The 19,083-nt window shown below is 67.8% G+C and carries 12 protein-coding genes and 1 pseudogene; 6 read left to right on the top strand and 7 right to left on the bottom strand.

From position 1 onward, the window contains the following. Window positions 1-165: 165 nt before the first annotated feature. The 5 genes from tuf to ACFVX6_RS11115 all read right to left on the bottom strand — a co-directional run bounded on the left by tuf (window position 166) and on the right by ACFVX6_RS11115 (window position 5,399). The gene (tuf, locus tag ACFVX6_RS11135) at window positions 166-1,359 is read right to left on the bottom strand and encodes an elongation factor Tu (RefSeq protein ID WP_389690094.1); all 1,194 of its coding nucleotides are present in this window, start codon (window positions 1,357-1,359) and stop codon (window positions 166-168) included. A gap of 149 nt (window positions 1,360-1,508) precedes the next feature. Next, on the bottom strand, window positions 1,509-3,638 hold the full coding sequence (fusA, locus tag ACFVX6_RS11130; protein ID WP_266905471.1) for an elongation factor G: 2,130 nt from the start codon (window positions 3,636-3,638) through the stop codon (window positions 1,509-1,511). Between the two features lie 39 nt (window positions 3,639-3,677). Beyond that, window positions 3,678-4,148 carry a 30S ribosomal protein S7 gene (gene rpsG / locus ACFVX6_RS11125; RefSeq protein WP_215023410.1) on the bottom strand — a complete coding sequence of 157 codons (471 nt, stop codon included), beginning with the start codon at window positions 4,146-4,148 and terminating at the stop codon, window positions 3,678-3,680. Window positions 4,149-4,151: 3 nt separating this feature from the next. Next, window positions 4,152-4,523: a 30S ribosomal protein S12 gene (gene rpsL, locus ACFVX6_RS11120; RefSeq protein ID WP_007265893.1), complete on the bottom strand. Its 372-nt coding sequence runs from the start codon at window positions 4,521-4,523 to the stop codon at window positions 4,152-4,154. Between the two features lie 405 nt (window positions 4,524-4,928). Beyond that, window positions 4,929-5,399, bottom strand: a complete 471-nt coding sequence (locus ACFVX6_RS11115) for a helix-turn-helix domain-containing protein (protein WP_389690091.1) — start codon at window positions 5,397-5,399, stop codon at window positions 4,929-4,931. A 302-nt stretch (window positions 5,400-5,701) separates the two neighbouring features. On the opposite strand from ACFVX6_RS11115, the gene ACFVX6_RS11110 reads away from it, so the two are divergent. From ACFVX6_RS11110 to ACFVX6_RS11085, 6 genes and pseudogenes are all read left to right on the top strand, one after another. After that, a complete protein-coding gene (locus ACFVX6_RS11110) occupies window positions 5,702-6,400 on the top strand; it encodes a hypothetical protein (RefSeq protein ID WP_389690089.1) in 699 nt (232 codons plus the stop codon). 13 nt (window positions 6,401-6,413) lie between these two features. After that, window positions 6,414-6,785 (top strand): ATP-binding protein, encoded by a 372-nt coding sequence (locus ACFVX6_RS11105; protein WP_389690087.1) that lies wholly within the window; start codon window positions 6,414-6,416, stop codon window positions 6,783-6,785. Window positions 6,786-7,046: 261 nt separating this feature from the next. Then, entirely contained in the window at window positions 7,047-7,940 is an 894-nt protein-coding gene (locus ACFVX6_RS11100) for a peptidoglycan-binding protein (RefSeq protein ID WP_389690085.1), read from the top strand. 45 nt (window positions 7,941-7,985) lie between these two features. Continuing rightward, a pseudogene (locus ACFVX6_RS11095) lies at window positions 7,986-8,198 on the top strand (hypothetical protein); the annotation flags it as partial. A gap of 116 nt (window positions 8,199-8,314) precedes the next feature. Continuing rightward, window positions 8,315-8,578 carry a hypothetical protein gene (locus ACFVX6_RS11090; RefSeq protein WP_383948051.1) on the top strand — a complete coding sequence of 88 codons (264 nt, stop codon included), beginning with the start codon at window positions 8,315-8,317 and terminating at the stop codon, window positions 8,576-8,578. Between the two features lie 100 nt (window positions 8,579-8,678). Continuing rightward, window positions 8,679-11,135, top strand: coding sequence for a YfhO family protein (locus ACFVX6_RS11085; RefSeq protein ID WP_389690083.1), 2,457 nt, complete (start codon window positions 8,679-8,681; stop codon window positions 11,133-11,135). Between the two features lie 107 nt (window positions 11,136-11,242). Here the strand turns inward: ACFVX6_RS11085 and ACFVX6_RS11080 are convergent, their stop codons facing one another. Further along, entirely contained in the window at window positions 11,243-15,142 is a 3,900-nt protein-coding gene (locus tag ACFVX6_RS11080) for a DNA-directed RNA polymerase subunit beta' (protein ID WP_389690081.1), read from the bottom strand. A gap of 97 nt (window positions 15,143-15,239) precedes the next feature. Beyond that, the gene (rpoB, locus tag ACFVX6_RS11075) at window positions 15,240-18,722 is read right to left on the bottom strand and encodes a DNA-directed RNA polymerase subunit beta (RefSeq protein ID WP_243333342.1); all 3,483 of its coding nucleotides are present in this window, start codon (window positions 18,720-18,722) and stop codon (window positions 15,240-15,242) included. Window positions 18,723-19,083 lie beyond the last annotated feature (361 nt).

Raw genomic sequence — 19,083 nt, 5'->3', positions numbered from 1 at the left:
GCCCTCTTCGCATGCCCGCCCGTCGGCACGCAGGCCCGTACGGCAGGCGCGAACGCGGGCCCGTACGACGAAGAGGGCCCCTCCCCCGTCGCGTGAACGACGGGGAAGGGGCCCTCCTGTCAAACATGGTGCTCGTTCGCACGAGCTACCAGGTCAGAACACGAATTACTTCGTGATCTTGGTGACCTGGCCGGCGCCCACGGTACGACCACCCTCACGGATGGCGAACTTGAGGCCCTCCTCCATGGCGACCGGCTGAATCAGCGTGACCGTCATCTCGGTGTTGTCGCCCGGCATGACCATCTCCGTGCCGGCCGGCAGGGTGACAACACCCGTGACGTCGGTGGTACGGAAGTAGAACTGCGGACGGTAGTTGTTGAAGAACGGGGTGTGACGGCCACCCTCGTCCTTCGACAGGATGTACGACTGGGCCTCGAACTCGGTGTGCGGGGTGACCGAACCGGGCTTGATGATGACCTGGCCGCGCTCGACGTCCTCGCGCTTGATGCCACGGAGGAGCAGACCGACGTTCTCGCCCGCCTGGCCCTCGTCGAGCAGCTTGCGGAACATCTCGATACCGGTGACCGTGGTGGTGGTCTTGGTCTCCTTGATGCCGATGATGTCGACGGTCTCGTTGACCTTCAGGACACCACGCTCGATACGGCCGGTGACGACGGTACCGCGACCGGTGATCGTGAAGACGTCCTCGACGGGCATGAGGAACGGCAGCTCGGTGTCACGCGGCGGGGTCGGGATCGCCTCGTCGACGGCAGTCATGAGGCCGAGAAGCTTCTCGCCCCACTCCTTGTCGCCCTCGAGCGCCTTCAGCGCGGAGACGCGGACGACCGGAAGGTCGTCGCCCGGGAAGTCGTAGTCGGAGAGGAGCTCACGAACCTCGAGCTCGACGAGCTCCAGGATCTCCTCGTCGTCCACCATGTCGGCCTTGTTCAGGGCGACGACGATGTACGGAACGCCGACCTGGCGGGCCAGGAGCACGTGCTCCTTGGTCTGCGGCATCGGGCCGTCGGTGGCGGCGACCACGAGGATCGCGCCGTCCATCTGCGCGGCACCGGTGATCATGTTCTTGATGTAGTCCGCGTGACCCGGGCAGTCGACGTGGGCGTAGTGACGCGCCTCGGTCTGGTACTCGACGTGCGCGATGGAGATGGTGATACCGCGCTGGCGCTCTTCGGGAGCCTTGTCGATCTGGTCGAAGGCCGAGGCCTCGTTCAGGTCCGGGTACGCGTCATGCAGCACCTTGGTAATGGCGGCCGTGAGGGTCGTCTTACCGTGGTCAATGTGACCGATGGTGCCGATGTTGACGTGCGGCTTAGTCCGCTCGAACTTCGCCTTCGCCACGGGGTCCTCCTGGAGAGTGGTTCTGTACGCCTTACAGATCGGCGCCAGGTGATCTTTGCTGGATAGCCGGTACCCCGGGGGCAACGGGAGGGTTGCTCCTGTTGCCCCTGAGGCTCCGGTGACAAGCCTAAAGCGTGTACTCGGAAGAGTTACTCGCCCTTGGCCTTCGCGATGATCTCCTCAGCGACGTTCCGGGGAACCTCGGCGTAGGAGTCGAACTGCATCGAGTAGCTGGCGCGACCCGAGGTCTTGCTGCGGAGGTCTCCGACATAGCCGAACATCTCCGAGAGGGGCACGAGGCCCTTCACGAGGCGAGCGCCGTGACGCTCCTCCATGGCCTGGATCTGGCCACGGCGGGAGTTGATGTCACCGATGACGTCACCCATGGACTCCTCCGGCGTGGTGACCTCGACGGCCATCATCGGCTCGAGGAGCACGGGAGAAGCCTTGCGCGCGGCCTCCTTGAAGGCCTGCGAACCGGCGATCTTGAAGGCGAGCTCGGAGGAGTCGACCTCGTGGTAGCCACCGTCGAGAAGAATGACGCGGACGCCAGTCATCTCGTAGCCGGCGAGGATGCCGAACTTCATGGCTTCCTGCGCACCCGCGTCGACCGAGGGGATGTACTCCCTCGGGATGCGGCCACCGGTGACCTTGTTCACGAACTCGTACGCCGGACCGTCGGCCTCGAGGATCGGCTCGATCGCGATCTGCACCTTGGCGAACTGACCGGTACCACCGGTCTGCTTCTTGTGGGTGTAGTCGTGACGCTCCACCGTCTGGCGGATCGTCTCGCGGTAAGCGACCTGCGGCTTGCCGACGTTGGCCTCGACCTTGAACTCGCGCTTCATACGGTCGACCAGCACCTCGAGGTGCAGCTCGCCCATACCACCGAGGATGGTCTGGCCGGTCTCTTCGTCCGAGTGAACGTGGAAGGAGGGGTCCTCCTCCGCGAGAGACTGGATGGCTACACCCAGCTTCTCCTGGTCACCCTTGGACTTGGGCTCGATGGCGACCTGAATGACCGGGGCCGGGAAGTCCATGGACTCCAGGATGACCGGGTTCTTGTCGTCACACAGCGTCTCACCGGTGGTGGTCTGCTTCAGGCCCATGACGGCGACGATGTCACCGGCGCCCACCGCTTCGATCTCTTCACGCTTGTTCGCGTGCATGCGGTAGATCTTGCCGATGCGCTCCTTCTTGCCCTTGACGGAGTTCAGCACCGAGGTGCCGGCCTCCAGGCGGCCCGAGTAAACCCGGACGAAGGTGAGCTTACCGAGGTGCGGGTCACGCATGATCTTGAACGCGAGCGCCGCGAGGGGCTCGTCGTCCGAGGGCTTGCGCTTCACGACGACCTCGGCGTCCCGGACGTCGTGGCCTTCGATGGCCTCGATGTCCAGGGGCGACGGGAGGTAGCGGACGACGGCGTCGAGCAGGGGCTGAACGCCCTTGTTCTTGAACGCCGTGCCACAGAACACCGCGGTGACGGTGGCACCCTTGTCGCCCTTGGAGCCGATGATGATGCGACGCACAGCGTCGTGCAGCTGCTCGACGGTGGGCTCGACGCCCTCCAGGAACAGCTCCATGATCTGGTCGTCGTTCTCGGCGACCGTCTCGACGAGCTTCGCACGCCACTCTTCAGCGGCTTCGGTGTGCGTGGCCGGGATGTCGACGATGTCGTACATCTCGCCCTTGGTCGCCTCGGCGGACCAGACGAACGCCTTCATGGTGACCAGGTCGACAACGCCCTGGAAGTCCATCTCGGCACCGATGGGGAGCTGCATGACGATCGGAACCGCACCGAGGCGGTCCTTGATCATGTCGACACAGCGGTGGAACTCGGCGCCCGTGCGGTCCAGCTTGTTGACGAAGCAGATGCGCGGCACGCCGTAGCGGTCCGCCTGACGCCAAACGGTCTCGGACTGCGGCTCCACACCGGCGACACCGTCGAACACGGTGACGGCACCGTCGAGGACGCGGAGCGAACGCTCCACCTCGACCGTGAAGTCCACGTGACCCGGGGTGTCGATGATGTTGATGGTGTGGTCGACGTCTTCGAGCGGCCAGTGGCAGGTCGTCGCGGCAGACGTGATCGTGATGCCGCGCTCCTGCTCCTGCTCCATCCAGTCCATCGTGGCAGCGCCGTCGTGGACTTCACCGATCTTGTAAGACACACCGGTGTAGAACAGGATGCGCTCGGTGGTGGTCGTCTTGCCCGCGTCGATGTGAGCCATGATGCCGATGTTGCGCACCTTGGCCAGGTCAAGCGAAGTGGTAGCCATATCGGCTCAGTCTTCTCTCGGTCTCGATGTGGGTTGGGACTACCAGCGGTAGTGCGCGAAGGCCTTGTTGGACTCGGCCATCTTGTGCGTGTCCTCGCGCTTCTTGACGGCAGCGCCAAGACCGTTGGAGGCGTCGAGCAGCTCGTTCATGAGGCGCTCGGTCATCGTCTTCTCGCGGCGGGCGCGGGAGTAACCCACGAGCCAGCGCAGCGCGAGGGTCGACTGACGACCCGGCTTGACCTCGATCGGCACCTGGTAGGTGGCGCCACCGACACGGCGGGACTTGACCTCAAGCGACGGCTTGACGTTCTCCAGCGCGCGCTTCAGCGTGATGACCGGGTCGTTGCCGGTCTTCTCGCGGAGGCCTTCCATGGCGCCGTAAACGATGCGCTCGGCGGTGGAGCGCTTGCCGTTCAGGAGGATCTTGTTGATGAGCGACGTCACCAGAGGAGATGCGTAGACCGGGTCGATGATGACCGGGCGCTTCGGGGCGGGGCCCTTACGAGGCATTTTTTACTTCTCCTTCTTGGCGCCGTAGCGGCTGCGGGCCTGCTTGCGGTTCTTGACAGCCTGGGTGTCAAGCGCACCGCGGATGATCTTGTAACGAACACCCGGCAGGTCCTTCACACGGCCACCACGCACGAGCACGATGGAGTGCTCCTGCAGGTTGTGTCCCTCACCCGGAATGTAAGCGGTGACCTCGATGCCAGAGGTCAGACGCACACGCGCGACCTTACGCAGCGCCGAGTTCGGCTTCTTCGGGGTGGTCGTGAACACTCGCGTGCAGACGCCGCGACGCTGGGGCGAAGCCTCAAGCGCGGGGGTCTTTGTCTTCTCGACCTTGTCCTGCCGGCCCTTACGGACCAGCTGCTGGATCGTAGGCACTACTTCTCCGGTTTCTGTGTGCCGTGTAGTGAAGCTAACCTGGAACATTTGCCGACCCACGCGGTCGGGTGTGTCGGATCCGGCGGACCTCCACGCAAGCGCGGAAACGCATGAATCGCGGTGGCTGATTACGGCTCAAGTGCGGTTGATGGACACGCACAGGAGCCCAGGCACACCCCAGGCACAAGGTCTGAGCGTACCCACCGCATCCACTCCGGTCAAAACAAAAGCCCCTGCCCCGGGAGCCCTAAGGGCCCTCCGGCCAGTCGCCACAAGGTCGAGGCCGGGATGCAGTCCCTCCGACGTGCGGCCGTGGTGCACGTGTGCTACACGGAAGCCGCCGCCGCCCCTCGCCCACGGCGGCTCCCGGTCGTGCGCGGGGTCGTTCCGGAGCGGTTCCCGCGGTCATTCCCGCGCGGTGCGGCGGCCCTCGGCGGGCTGCTCGGGGGCGGCGGGCGCGGCCGCGGCGGCTCCATCGCCCTCGGCCGGCTCCAGGAACTGGCTCACTACCTTGACGAACACCGCGCGGCGCTCCTCCGGCACTCCGAGCCAGCGCGCGAAGTCCTCGATGGCGGGCCGCTGCCCGTCGGCCGGCAGCGGGAGCGGCGCCAGCGGCAGCTCCTCCGGGCTGACCCGGCCGGAGCGGATCAGCATGTCCCGTACGGAGACCCCGAGGAACGGGGCCATGCGCCGCATCGTTTCGAGGTCGGGCATGCTCTGCCGCTGCAGCAGCCGGGTCACCGCGGCGCGGTGCACGCCGGCCTCGTCGGCGATCCGGGACTTGCCTCCGCCGCGCGGGCTGTCGATGTCGTAGCCGCGCTGCCGCATCAGGTCTTCCACCCAGGCCGCGAACGCGTCCAATTCGCGAGTGCTCATGTGTCGCTCCTCAGTCCACCCCATGGGTAACTCACCCTAGCGTGCTTGCGCGCACAGAATCAGACCTTACACAGGGCATACAGGATCCCCTCACAAGATTGTTAATTGCGCGCTCGCGCGCAACGTGTCAGAGTGGCGGCCACGCCCCACCTGCCACACCGAACACGTCTTCTCCCGCGGTCACGGCAGCACCGAGCACCCGCACCCCGTCGCCGCCCAGCTCCTCAGTCATGGAGTCGCCATGCCCTTCCGCTCCCCGCCGCCCCGCCCCCACGCAGTCCCGTGGCAGTCCGCCGCCGCCTGTGCCGCCCTCTCCCCGGCCGTGGTCTTCGCCCGCCGGGCCAAAGACGCCGCGCCCGCCCTGCGCGCCGCGCCCCGCGCTCGACACCGTCACCGGCGGCGCACTGACGATCAAGGACGGCGGCTCGCTGTCCGTGGAGGAGCCGAACGGCACCCGGATCCTCGGCGTCGGCTTCTGGTCCGCCACCGAGTACGGCCTGGAGATCAAGCGGCAGAGCGGCAAGACCGCGCTGAGCATCCGCAACGCCGTCACCGGCACCTACGACCAGGCCGTCCGCGTGTTCGACGCGTACGGCCACGAGATCCTCTCGGACGACGTGGTCACCGGCGGCCTGGCCCGCCCCTGGCTCGCCATGCTGCCCCCGCAGGACCTCGCGACCGCCCGCTGGCCGCAGACCAACGCCACCGCCTGGACCACCGTCGCCCGCTCCTTCAACCCGCTGTGGCAGCCCCGTCTGCGGGTGTACTGCACCACCGCCGCGGCGGCGGGCGTCACCGGGCAGGTACGGATCCTCGTGGACGGGGTCCAGTGGGGCGACCCGGTCACCACCGGCACGGTCTTCGACCGCACCGCCGCGGTCACCGACGACTTCAACGCCCGCTTCGGCAGCCTGGTCAAGGTGGAGATCCAGGCGATGGTCACCAGCGGCACCGGGCTCGTCCACGCCCAGCCGCTCATGATGTACGGCACCCAGAGCTGAGGAGACCCACCCCGTGAACATCGATCCGACCCAGCCCTGGGGCATCGCCCTCGACTACGCGGGCCGCGCCACGGTCACCGAGGCCGGCCACACCCTCCAGATCCGCGTCCACGACGCCGGCCTGGGCGACACCCTGGAACCGGACCCGGTCAGCGGCTACCCGGCGGTGTACGTCACCGCCCAGCTCACGGAGACGGGCGAGTTCGGCGCCCAACTCCGCGGCACCGGCCAGACCGTCCTGAACCCCCCGCCGGAAGGCCCGGTCCTCCCGAACCAGTCGGCAATCCCCACCGCGATAGCCACGGCCCTGACGGACTTCGAATCCCGCGTCACGGCCTACGCAGCCCTGTGCACGACCTGGCTCCCGATCCCCGCAGGCGCTTGAGCCAATCCAGCCCCGCAGGCGCTTGAGCCGATCCAGCCCCGCCGGCGTTCGAGGCGACCCTCAGCCCCGGCGGGCGGTCTTTCGGCCCCGCCGGCGCTGAGCCGATCCACAGCCCCGCCGGCCTTCGAGGCGCGGGGTCCGGGGCGGAGCCCCGAGTCACCGACCCGCACGGCCTCCCCGGCCCCGGCACGGCAACCGCACCACCACCCAGCCCCGAGCCACCCCCGGCCCGGGGCTTCCGCATGTCCGAAGGAGCCCTACATGGCCACCCCCCTCACCGCCGACACCCTCCTCGCCGCCCTCCACGCCGAGGGGGTGACCGTCATTCAGCACGCCGGCTGGCGCACCCACAGCCGCAATCACAAGGGCGCGTGGGGCCCGGTCAACGGCGTCGTGATCCACCACACCGTCAGCACCGGCACCGCCGCCAGCGTCGCCCTCTGCCGCGACGGCTACGCCGAACTCCCCGGCCCCCTCTGCCACGGCGTGATCGACAAGGACGGCGGCGTCCACCTGATCGGCCACGGCCGCACCAACCACGCGGGCCTCGGCGACGGCGACGTCCTGGACGCCGTCGCCGCCGAGACCTCCCTCCCCGCCCCCCGCCGCAACGACACCGACGGCAACGCCCACTTCTACGGCTTCGAGTGCGTCAACCTCGGCGACGGCCGCGACCCGTGGCCCGCCGCCCAGCTCGATGCCATCGAGCGCGCCTCGGCCGCCCTGTGCCGGGCCCACGGCTGGGGCGCCCCGTCGGTCATCGGCCACAAGGAGTGGACCAACACCAAGGTCGACCCGCGCGGGTTCACCATGCAGGACCTGCGCACCCGCATCGCCGCCCGCCTCGCCTCCGCCCCGGGCGGCCAGGGCGGCCACCCCACCCCGCCGGCCGGCGGCAACGGCGGGTACCAGCCCTTCCCCGGCGCCGCCTTCTTCACCGCAGCCCCCCGCTCCCCGATCGTCACCGCCATGGGCAAGCGCCTGGTCGCCGAGGGCTGCTCCGCCTACGTCGAGGGCCCGGGCCCCCAGTGGACGGAGGCCGACCGCCGCTCGTACGCGAAGTGGCAGCGCAAGCTCGGCTTCACCGGCGCCGACGCCGACGGTTGGCCCGGCCGCACCTCCTGGAACGCCCTCAAGGTCCCGCACTCCGGCTGACGACCGGTCCCCCCACCCCCGCCCCACCGAAAGAAGGCACCACCCATGTCCGAAGCCGGCAAGCGCACCCTGCGCACCCTCGTCCAGACCGCCCTGGCGATGGCCGTCCTGCTACCCGCCCTGGTCGATGCGGCCGGCATCCCCGCCGCTCTGCCCTGGGTGGCCGCCGCCCTCACCGCCGCATGCGCGCTCACCCGGGTGATGGCGCTGCCCGGCGTACAGGCCGTACTGCCCGGCTGGCTCCGTACCGAGTGGCCGTACGACCCCGACCGCACCCTGCTCGCCCTCATCGCCCGCGACGCCCACGACGCCCGCGACACCGACGGACACGCCGACACCGACGCCCGGACCCCGCACCCGGAGGACGAGCGCGCATGACGGAACCCCACATGCCGGACCCGCTCTCCGTCGCCGTCGAACTGGAACGCCTGCGCGGCACCATGGAGGCCGGATTCGCCCGGGTCGACGGATCGCTGGCCCTCCTGGTCCAGCGCAGCGACCAGACCGACCGTCAGCTCGCCGACCACGAATCCCGCTTGGACGCCCTGGAGCGGGCCCGCTGGCCGCTCGCCAGCGTCACCGCCATGGCGGCGGTCTCGGCGATCGCCATGACGGCCTGGCAGATCACCGCCCGCTGACCGGGGCACGCGGCGGGCCCCCGCGGTCGATCTAGACTGGCGAGTCGGACAAACCTCCGTCGGCAGCACTCGACCAGCAGGGAGCAGAGCATTGGGGACCGTGGCCGAGGAGCCCGCCAAGCACAGCAGTCCACCCCCCGGACAGGACCGGCCGGCGCCGCGCCGCGCCGGCCGGTTCTACGGCCCGCTCCTCGCCTTCCTCATCACCTCGGGCGCCTTCTGCGCGTCCTGGGCCGCCCGGGGCACCTTCCCCTTCGGCACCACCGGCCGGGCCGTCAACGACCAGGCCAACCAGTACGTCCCGTTCCACCGCGCCCTGTGGGACCTGGTCCACGGCCAGGCCGCCGGCGACCTCCTCTTCACCTGGCGCGGCGGCTTCGGCCAGCAGTTCCTGTCCGACTACTACACCTACCTCGGCAACCCCTTCTCCTGGCTGGCCGTCCTCGTCCCCCGCGCGCACGTGGACCTCGCCGTCTTCGTGATCACCCCGATCACGATGGGCACCGCCGCCGCCCTGATGGCCGTCTACCTCGGCAAGCTGCAGCCGGGCCCGTGGTGGCAGCGGGGCGTGCTCGGAGCCGTCTACGGACTGTGCGGCTGGGCGCTCAGCGACGCCTCGTACATCCCCATGTGGATGTGGGGCCTGGTCGCGCTCCCGCTCCTGGGCATCGCCGTCGAATGGTGCCTGGAGGAACGCCGCTGGCCGGGCGTGGCGCTGCTGGTCGCGCTCGCCTGGTTCGGGAACTTCTACACCGCGATGATGGCGACGATGGCCGCCTGCGTACTGCTCGCCATCCGCCTGATCGTCCTCGACCTGACCCGATCCCAGCGGCTGCGCGCCGTATGGCGGGCCGGGACGGCCGCCGCGACGGGCATCCTGCTCACGCTCCCCCTCCTCCTTCCCTCGTTCCTCTCCAGCGGAGCCGCCCAGCCCACCCGGGCGGCCGCCTTCGATCCCGTCCGGATCGAGGTCTTCCTGACCGGCATGCTCCCCGGCACCTACCTGTGGGGCGGCCGGCCCCGGCTGTACGTGGCCTCGCTCGGCCTGATCCTGGCGGGGTCCTTCCTCCTCAACACGGCCGTCGCCCGCCGGACCCGCCTGGTGTGGGCTGCGGCGACCCTGCTCGTCGTCCTCTCCTTCCAGTTCCCGCCCACCCAGTACGTGTGGCACGGGCTGGCGGTGCCGAACGGCAATCCCTACCGCGAGGCCTTCGTCTTCAGCGGCATGGTGGTGATCGTCGCCTGGCTCTCACTGGCCAACAGGCCGCGCCCGCTACACCTGGCGCTGACCGCCGCCCTGCTGGTCGCCGCGACCTTCGTACTGCGCCACACCAACGACTTCGGCGGCACCACCTGGCCGGCCGTCCTCGGCGGCGGCGCGGTGTCGCTCCTCGCCCTGGTCCTGCTGGCGCTGGGCGAGAAGCGCCGGGTACTGATCCCCGTGGCCGCCGTCCTCATGGTCGGCGTCGTCTTCGCCGAATCCACCGCCGCCGCGGTCAACGCGGACGCCCGCCGCGCCCGCGAACGCTGGGCGAAGCCGATCGCCACGTCCAGCCAGTCGATCACGAACCAGTTCGACGCCGTCCGCTCGGTCGACGGCTGGCCCGCGTACCGGACCGACTCGGGCGCCCCGCAGACCTCGTACAACGACGCGCTCTCGCTCCGGGCCGAGGGCCCGCAGTACTACAGCAGCTACCTCCCCGAGAGCACGTACAAGGCCCTCGAACCCCTCGGCTACGGCTACAAGAACGACGGCCGGACCTTCTTCGGCGCCAGCAATCCCGTCCTGGACGCGATCTTCTCGATCGGCGCCCGCGCCGAACCGGGTCCGGAGAAGAACAGCTGGACGGCCCACACCTTCCCCACCCCGCCCCTGGTCACCGTCCGCAGCGCCCCGTACTCCTCCCCCAACCCGCCGGCCAGCGTCTACGCCCACCAGGAGCAGGTCCTCGGCGCCACCGTCTACCGGGTCCCGCCCGTAACCCGGAGCGGCACCGCCACGGAACAGACGTACGCCGCCCGCTGCGAGCCCGGCTCCGAGGCCTTCTGGTTCTCCCCCCAGCTGTACGGAACCCTGACCTCCGGCGGCACCGCAAGGCCCCTGGAGGACCGCATGACCGGGGTCGTGAGCCTCGGCGAGGTCCCCGCGTCCGGCACCGTCGACGTCACCGTGGACACCCGGACCCGCGACGCCACCGCCGGCGAGCACCCCATCGGCTGCCTGGACCGGGCCGCGCTCACCCAGGCGGTGAGCCGCCTCACCGTCACGGGCGCCACCCAGGTCAGCGCGGGCGGCCACACCATCGAGGCCACCCTCCCGAAGGAGGCCTCCGGCACCGCCGTCTTCGCCATGACCGACGTCCCCGGCTGGCAGTGCTCGGCCCCGGTGAAGAGCTTCCACGGCCTGGTCTCCCTGGACATCACGCCGGGCACGGACAAGGTCTCCTGCACCTTCACCCCCAAGGGCCTCACCCCCGGCCTGGCCGGCGCCACCCTCGGCCTCCTGGCCCTGGCCTCGGTCACGGTGGCGGGCCTGCGCCGCCGCCGACGGGCCTGATCCACGACACCATCGACCACACCATCGACCACACCGTCGATACACGAAGAAGCCCCCCACCTCTCCTCTCGGAGCGGCGGGGGGCTTCTTCGTACTAGCTAACGAGCTCAGCCGTTGTACGGGCCGTAGTCGTAGTCCTCCAGCGGGACAGCCTGGCCGGAGCCGGTGCCGAAGGGCGAGTAGTCGATGTCGTCGTAGCCGACGGCCGAGTACATCGCGGCCTTGGCTTCCTCGGTCGGCTCGACCCGGATGTTGCGGTAGCGGGCGAGGCCCGTACCGGCCGGGATGAGCTTACCGATGATGACGTTCTCCTTGAGGCCGATCAGGGAGTCGGACTTGGCGTTGATCGCCGCGTCCGTCAGAACCCTGGTCGTCTCCTGGAAGGACGCCGCCGACAGCCAGGACTCGGTCGCGAGCGAGGCCTTGGTGATACCCATCAGCTGCGGACGGCCGGAGGCGGGGTGGCCGCCCTCGGTGACCACACGACGGTTCTCGGTCTCGAACTTCGACCGCTCGACCAGCTCGCCCGGCAGGAGCTCCGCGTCGCCGGACTCGATGATCGTCACGCGGCGCAGCATCTGCCGGATGATGATCTCGATGTGCTTGTCGTGGATCGACACGCCCTGCGAGTTGTAGACCTTCTGGACTTCGCCGACCAGGTGGACCTGGACCGCACGCTGGCCGAGGATGCGCAGCACGTCGTGCGGGTTGGTGGCACCCATGGTCAGCTTCTGGCCGACCTCGACGTGGTCGCCCTCGCCGACGATGACCTTGGCGCGCTTGGAGATCGGGAAGGCCGTCTCCTCGCTGCCGTCGTCGGGCGTGATGACGATCTTCTTCGTCTTCTCGGTCTCCTCGATCCGCACGCGGCCGGCGGCCTCGGAGATCGGGGCGACACCCTTCGGGGTACGGGCCTCGAAGAGCTCGACGACACGCGGCAGACCCTGCGTGATGTCGTCACCGGCCACACCACCGGTGTGGAAGGTACGCATCGTCAGCTGGGTACCGGGCTCACCGATGGACTGGGCGGCGATGATGCCGACCGCTTCACCGATGTCGACCAGCTTGCCGGTGGCGAGCGAGCGTCCGTAGCAGAAGGCACAGGTGCCGACCGCGGACTCACAGGTCAGGACCGAGCGGGTCTTGACCTCCTCGACGCCGTTGGCGACCAGGGCGTCGATGAGCACGTCACCGAGGTCGACGTTGGCCGGCGCGATGACCTTGCCGTCGATGACGACGTCCTCGGCCAGCATGCGGGCGTAGATCGAGGTCTCGACGTCGTCGGCCTTGCGCAGCGCGCCGTCCTCGCCGCGAACGGCGATCTTCAGCTTCAGGCCGCGCTCGGTGCCGCAGTCCTCCTCGCGGATGATGACGTCCTGCGAGACGTCCACCAGACGACGGGTGAGGTAACCCGAGTCGGCGGTACGCAGGGCGGTGTCCGCCAGACCCTTACGGGCACCGTGCGTGGAGATGAAGTACTCCAGAACGGTGAGGCCCTCACGGAAGGACGCCTTGATCGGACGCGGGATGGTCTCGTTCTTCGCGTTCGACACCAGACCACGCATACCGGCGATCTGTCGCATCTGCATCATGTTTCCTCGGGCACCCGAGTCAACCATCATGAAGATGGGGTTCGTCTTGGGGAAGTTCGCGTTCATCGCCTCGGCAACCTCGTTGGTCGCCTTGGTCCAGATCGCGATGAGCTCCTGCGTGCGCTCGTCCTTGGTGATCAGACCGCGCTCGTACTGCTTCTGGACCTTCTCGTCCAGCTCCTCGTAGCCCTTGACGATGGCCTTCTTGGCCTCGGGCACGACGACGTCGGAGATGGCCACGGTGACGCCCGAACGGGTCGCCCAGTGGAAGCCGGCCGCCTTCAGGTTGTCGAGCGTCGCCGCCACGATCACCTTGGGGTAGCGCTCCGCCAGGTCGTTGACGATCTCGGAGAGCTGCTTCTTGCCCACCGAGTAGTCGACGAACGGGTAGTCCTCGGGCAGCAGCTCGTTGAAGAGCGCGCGGCCCAGGGTCGTACGCAGACGGAAGCTGTCGCCCGGCTGGAACTCCTGCTCGCCCTCTTCGGCGATCGGGGCCACCCAGCCGCGCGGCGGGATGGTGCCCACCGGGAAGCGGATGTCCACGGCCGACTGGAGAGCCAGCTCACCGTTGTCGAACGCCATGGTCGCCTCGGCGGTCGAGCCGAACGCACGGCCCTCGCCCTTGACGTCACGGAGCTCGCCGTCGGTGGTGAGGAAGAACAGACCCAGCACCATGTCCTGGGTCGGCATGGTGACGGGACGACCGTCTGCCGGCTTCAGGATGTTGTTCGAGGACAGCATCAGGATGCGGGCCTCGGCCTGCGCCTCTGCCGAAAGCGGCAGGTGCACGGCCATCTGGTCACCGTCGAAGTCCGCGTTGAACGCGGTGCAGACGAGCGGGTGGATCTGGATGGCCTTGCCTTCGACCAGCTGGGGCTCGAAGGCCTGGATGCCGAGGCGGTGCAGCGTGGGCGCACGGTTCAGCAGAACCGGGTGCTCGGCGATGACCTCTTCGAGCACGTCGTAGACGACCGTGCGGCCGCGCTCGACCATGCGCTTCGCCGACTTGATGTTCTGCGCGTGGTTCAGGTCGACCAGGCGCTTCATCACGAACGGCTTGAAGAGCTCCAGCGCCATGGCCTTGGGCAGACCACACTGGTGCAGCTTCAGCTGCGGACCGACGACGATCACGGAACGCGCGGAGTAGTCCACGCGCTTGCCGAGGAGGTTCTGACGGAATCGACCCTGCTTGCCCTTCAGCATGTCGCTGAGGGACTTCAGGGGACGGTTGCCGGGACCGGTGACCGGACGACCACGACGACCGTTGTCGAAGAGGGCGTCGACGGCCTCCTGGAGCATGCGCTTCTCGTTGTTCACGATGATCTCGGGGGCACCGAGGTCGAGAAGGCGCTTCAGACGGTTGTTGCGGTTGATCACGCGGCGGTACAGGTCGTTCAGGTCGGAGGTCGCGAAGCGGCCACCGTCCAGCTGCACCATCGGACGCAGGTCCGGCGGGATCACCGGCACGCAGTCCAGAACCATGCCCTTGGGCTTGTTGCTGGTCTGCAGGAACGCGGAGACGACCTTGAGGCGCTTGAGCGCACGGGTCTTCTTCTGGCCCTTGCCGGTACGGATGATCTCGCGGAGGCGCTCGGCCTCTTCGTCGAGGTCGAAGGACTCCAGACGCTTCTGGAGCGCCGCGGCGCCCATGCAGCCGTCGAAGTACGTACCGAAGCGGTCGCGCAGCTCGCGGTAGAGCAGCTCGTCGCCCTCGAGGTCCTGGACCTTGAGGTTCTTGAAGCGGGCCCACACCTCGTCGAGGCGGTCGATCTCGCGCTGGGCGCGGTCACGGAGCTGCTTCATCTCGCGCTCGGCACCTTCGCGCACCTTGCGGCGTACGTCGGCCTTCGCGCCCTCGGCCTCGAGCTCGGCCAGGTCGGTCTCGAGCTTCTTGGCACGGCCTTCGAGGTCCGAGTCGCGTCGGTTCTCGATCTGCTGGCGCTCGACGGAGACGTGCGCCTCCAGGGACGGGAGGTCGCGGGTGCGGCGCTCGTCGTCCACGAACGTGATCATGTACGCGGCGAAGTAGATGACCTTTTCGAGGTCCTTCGGCGCGAGGTCCAGCAGGTATCCGAGGCGCGACGGGACGCCCTTGAAGTACCAGATGTGGGTGACGGGAGCGGCAAGCTCGATGTGGCCCATCCGCTCGCGACGCACCTTGGCGCGCGTGACTTCGACGCCACAACGCTCACAGATGATGCCCTTGAATCGGACACGCTTGTACTTACCGCAGTAGCACTCCCAGTCCCGGGTCGGACCGAAGATCTTCTCGCAGAAGAGTCCGTCCTTCTCGGGCTTGAGGGTGCGGTAGTTGATGGTCTCCGGCTTCTTGACCTCGCCGTGGGACCAGGTTCGGATGTCGTCCGCGGTGGCAAGGCCGATCCGCAGCTCGTCGAAGAAGTTGACGTCGAGCACTGTGCGTCAATCCCTCTTTCGGGGTCGAGTCTCAATCATGGTCTGAACGGTCCCGGGGATGACGGGGGGCTCTTGAGCGAGCCCCCCGTCAGGCCCGTCAGACCTCTTCGACGCTGCTCGGCTCACGCCGGGACAGGTCGATACCGAGCTCCTCCGCCGCGCGGAAGACGTCCTCGTCGGTGTCGCGCATCTCGATGGACATGCCGTCCGAGGACAGCACCTCCACGTTGAGGCAGAGCGACTGCATTTCCTTGATGAGCACCTTGAAGGACTCGGGAATGCCCGGCTCGGGGATGTTCTCGCCCTTGACGATGGCCTCGTAGACCTTCACGCGGCCGGTCACGTCATCGGACTTGATGGTCAGGAGCTCCTGGAGGGCGTAAGCGGCGCCATAAGCCTCGAGCGCCCACACCTCCATCTCACCGAAGCGCTGGCCACCGAACTGCGCCTTACCACCCAGCGGCTGCTGCGTGATCATCGAGTACGGACCGGTCGACCGAGCGTGGAGCTTGTCATCGACCAGGTGGTGGAGCTTCAGGATGTACATGTAGCCGACCGAGACCGGCTCCGGGAACGGCTCGCCGGAGCGGCCGTCGAACAGACGGGCCTTGCCGGAGGGGAGGACCAGGCGGTCCCCGTCACGGTTCGGGATCGTGTGCTCGAAGAGGCCGGAGATCTCGTCCTCGCGGGCACCGTCGAACACCGGGGTGGCGACGTTGGTGCCGGGCTCGACGCGGTCGGCGCCGATGACCTTCAGTCGCTCGGCCCACTCCTCCGCGAGGCCGGAGACGTCCCAGCCGCGGCTGGCGAGCCAGCCGAGGTGGATCTCCAGGACCTGTCCCGGGTTCATTCGGGACGGGACACCCAGCGGGTTCAGGATGATGTCGACCGGCGTGCCGTCCTCAAGGAAGGGCATGTCCTCGATCGGAAGGATCTTGGAGATGACACCCTTGTTGCCGTGGCGGCCGGCGAGCTTGTCACCATCGGTGATCTTGCGCTTCTGGGCGACGTAGACGCGGACCAGCTGGTTCACGCCCGGGGGAAGCTCGTCGCCCTCTTCGCGGTCGAAGACGCGGACACCGATGACCTTGCCGATCTCACCGTGAGGAACCTTGAGCGAGGTGTCACGCACCTCGCGGGCCTTCTCACCGAAGATCGCGCGGAGCAGGCGCTCTTCCGGGGTCAGCTCGGTCTCGCCCTTGGGCGTGACCTTGCCGACCAGGATGTCGCCGGCGACGACGTCCGCACCGATGCGGATGATGCCGCGCTCGTCGAGGTCCGCCAAGACCTCCTCGGAGACGTTCGGGATGTCCCGGGTGATCTCCTCGGGGCCCAGCTTGGTGTCACGGGCGTCGACCTCGTGCTCCTCGATGTGAATCGAGGAGAGGACGTCGTCCTGTACGAGGCGCTGCGACAGGATGATCGCGTCCTCGTAGTTGTGACCTTCCCAGGGCATGAACGCGACGAGCAGGTTCTTGCCGAGGGCCATTTCGCCCTCTTCGGTCGCAGGACCGTCGGCGAGGACCTGGGACTCGATGATCCGGTCACCCTCGTTGACGATGACCTTCTGGTTGACCGAGGTGCCCTGGTTCGAGCGGGAGAACTTGGCGACGCGGTACGTGGTGTACGTGCCGTCGTCGTTGGCGACGGTGATGTAGTCGGCCGAGACCTCCTGGACGACACCGTCCTTCTCCGCACGGATCGAGTCACCGGCGTCGACCGCACAGCGGTACTCCATGCCGGTGCCGACGAGCGGCGCCTCCGCCTTGATGAGCGGAACGGCCTGGCGCATCATGTTCGCGCCCATGAGGGCACGGTTGGCGTCGTCGTGCTCGAGGAAGGGGATCATCGCGGTCGCGACGGACACCATCTGGCGCGGGGAGACGTCCATGTAGTCGACGTCGTCGCCGGCGATGTAGTCGATCTCGCCGCCACGACGGCGAACCAGAACGCGGTTCTCCGTGAAGCGCATGTCGTCGGACAGGCCGGCGTTGGCCTGGGCGATGACGAAGCGGTCTTCCTCGTCGGCCGTCAGGTAGTCGACCTCGTCGGTGACGACACCCTCGATGACCTTGCGGTACGGGGTCTCGACGAAACCGAACGCGTTGACGCGACCGTAGGACGCGAGCGAGCCGATCAGACCGATGTTCGGGCCTTCAGGGGTCTCGATCGGGCACATGCGGCCGTAGTGCGACGGGTGAACGTCTCGGACCTCGAAGCCGGCCCGCTCACGGGACAGACCACCCGGGCCAAGCGCCGACAGACGGCGCTTGTGGGTGAGACCCGACAGCGGGTTGTTCTGGTCCATGAACTGCGACAGCTGGCTGGTGCCGAAGAACTCCTTGATGGAGGCGACGACCGGCCGGATGTTGATCAGGGTCTGCGGCGTGATCGCCTCGACGTCCTGGGTCGTCATCCGCTCGCGGACGACGCGCTCCATACGAGCCAGACCCGTGCGGACCTGGTTCTGGATGAGCTCGCCGACGTTGCGCAGACGACGGTTGCCGAAGTGGTCGATGTCGTCGGTCTCGACGACGATCGAACGACCCGACTCACCGACGGTCTCGGTCTCACCGGCGTGCAGCTTGACCAGGTACTTGATGGTCGCGATGACGTCGTCGGTGGTGAGCACGCCGGCGTCCAGCGGCTCATCGGCGCCGAGCTTCTTGTTCACCTTGTAGCGGCCGACCTTCGCGAGGTCGTAGCGCTTCGGGTTGAAGTAGAGGTTCTCGAGCAGCGTCTGAGCAGCTTCGCGGGTCGGCGGTTCGCCGGGACGCAGCTTGCGGTAGATGTCGAGCAGCGCGTCGTCCTGGCCCTGGGTGTGGTCCTTCTCCAGGGTGGCGCGCATGGACTCGTACTCGCCGAACTCCTCGAGGATCTGCTCGGTGGTCCAGCCGAGAGCCTTCAGGAGGACGGTGACGGACTGCTTGCGCTTGCGGTCGATGCGAACACCGACCATGTCGCGCTTGTCGATCTCCATCTCGAGCCAGGCACCCCGGGAAGGGATGATCTTGGCGGCGAAGATGTCCTTGTCGGACGTCTTGTCGATGGAGGAGTCGAAGTAGACACCGGGGGAACGGACGAGCTGCGACACGACGACACGCTCGGTGCCGTTGATGACGAAGGTGCCCTTGTTGGTCATGAGCGGGAAATCGCCCATGAAGACCGTCTGAGACTTGATCTCTCCGGTCTCGTTGTTCGTGAACTCGGCAGTGACGAAAAGCGGCGCCGCGTACGTGAAGTCGCGGTCCTTGCACTCGTCGACCGAGTTCTTCGCCGGCTCGAAACGGTGGTCGCGGAACGTCAGCGACATCGACCCGGAGAAGTCCTCGATCGGCGAGATCTCCTCGAAGATCTCTTCCAGACCGGACTTGGTGGGAACGTCCTGTCCGCTCTCAAGCGCCGACTCGACGCGAGACTTCCAGGCGGCGTTGCCGAGCAGCCAGTCAAAGCTCTCGGTCTGCAGCGCCAGGAGGTTCGGAACCTCGAGGGGCTCCTTGATCTTTGCAAAGGAGATGCGCAGCGGGGCGGTGCTGGCACCGTTGTTCGTATTGGTCGAGGCGTTGCGCGAGGCGGCCAAGAGGGGGTCCTTCCGAGGGCTCGGACTCACTACGCGCGTACCGGTCCCAGCTGACACAGAAGACAAGCGCCCCCCATCTGGTCAAAAGGACCAGCTCAGGGCCGTTCAATCAAGTGTGCTCATGCGTGGGCATGCCCCTGGCGACGGGCAGGGGGCAGCTAACAGGCAGCGCAAAGGGTCAGTGTAGCCAACAGGCTCACTGATGTCCAGACCAGGTTTCCGGAAACCGGCAACAGGCCTTCCCCATGTCGTTTCAACTGCGTCCAACGGTTCGGCTCTCGCATACAGAGCGCGTAACAGTACTGCCCTCTTCGTAGTCGATCCATGCCCGATACGGGCCCGATCCATGCCTCGGATCTCG

The sequence above is a fragment of the Streptomyces sp. NPDC058289 genome, assembly GCF_042880975.1.
Lineage (GTDB): Bacteria > Actinomycetota > Actinomycetes > Streptomycetales > Streptomycetaceae > Streptomyces > Streptomyces stoeckheimensis.
Note: the sequence above shows the minus strand (reverse complement) of the source record. Positions and strands in the feature narration are given on the sequence as shown.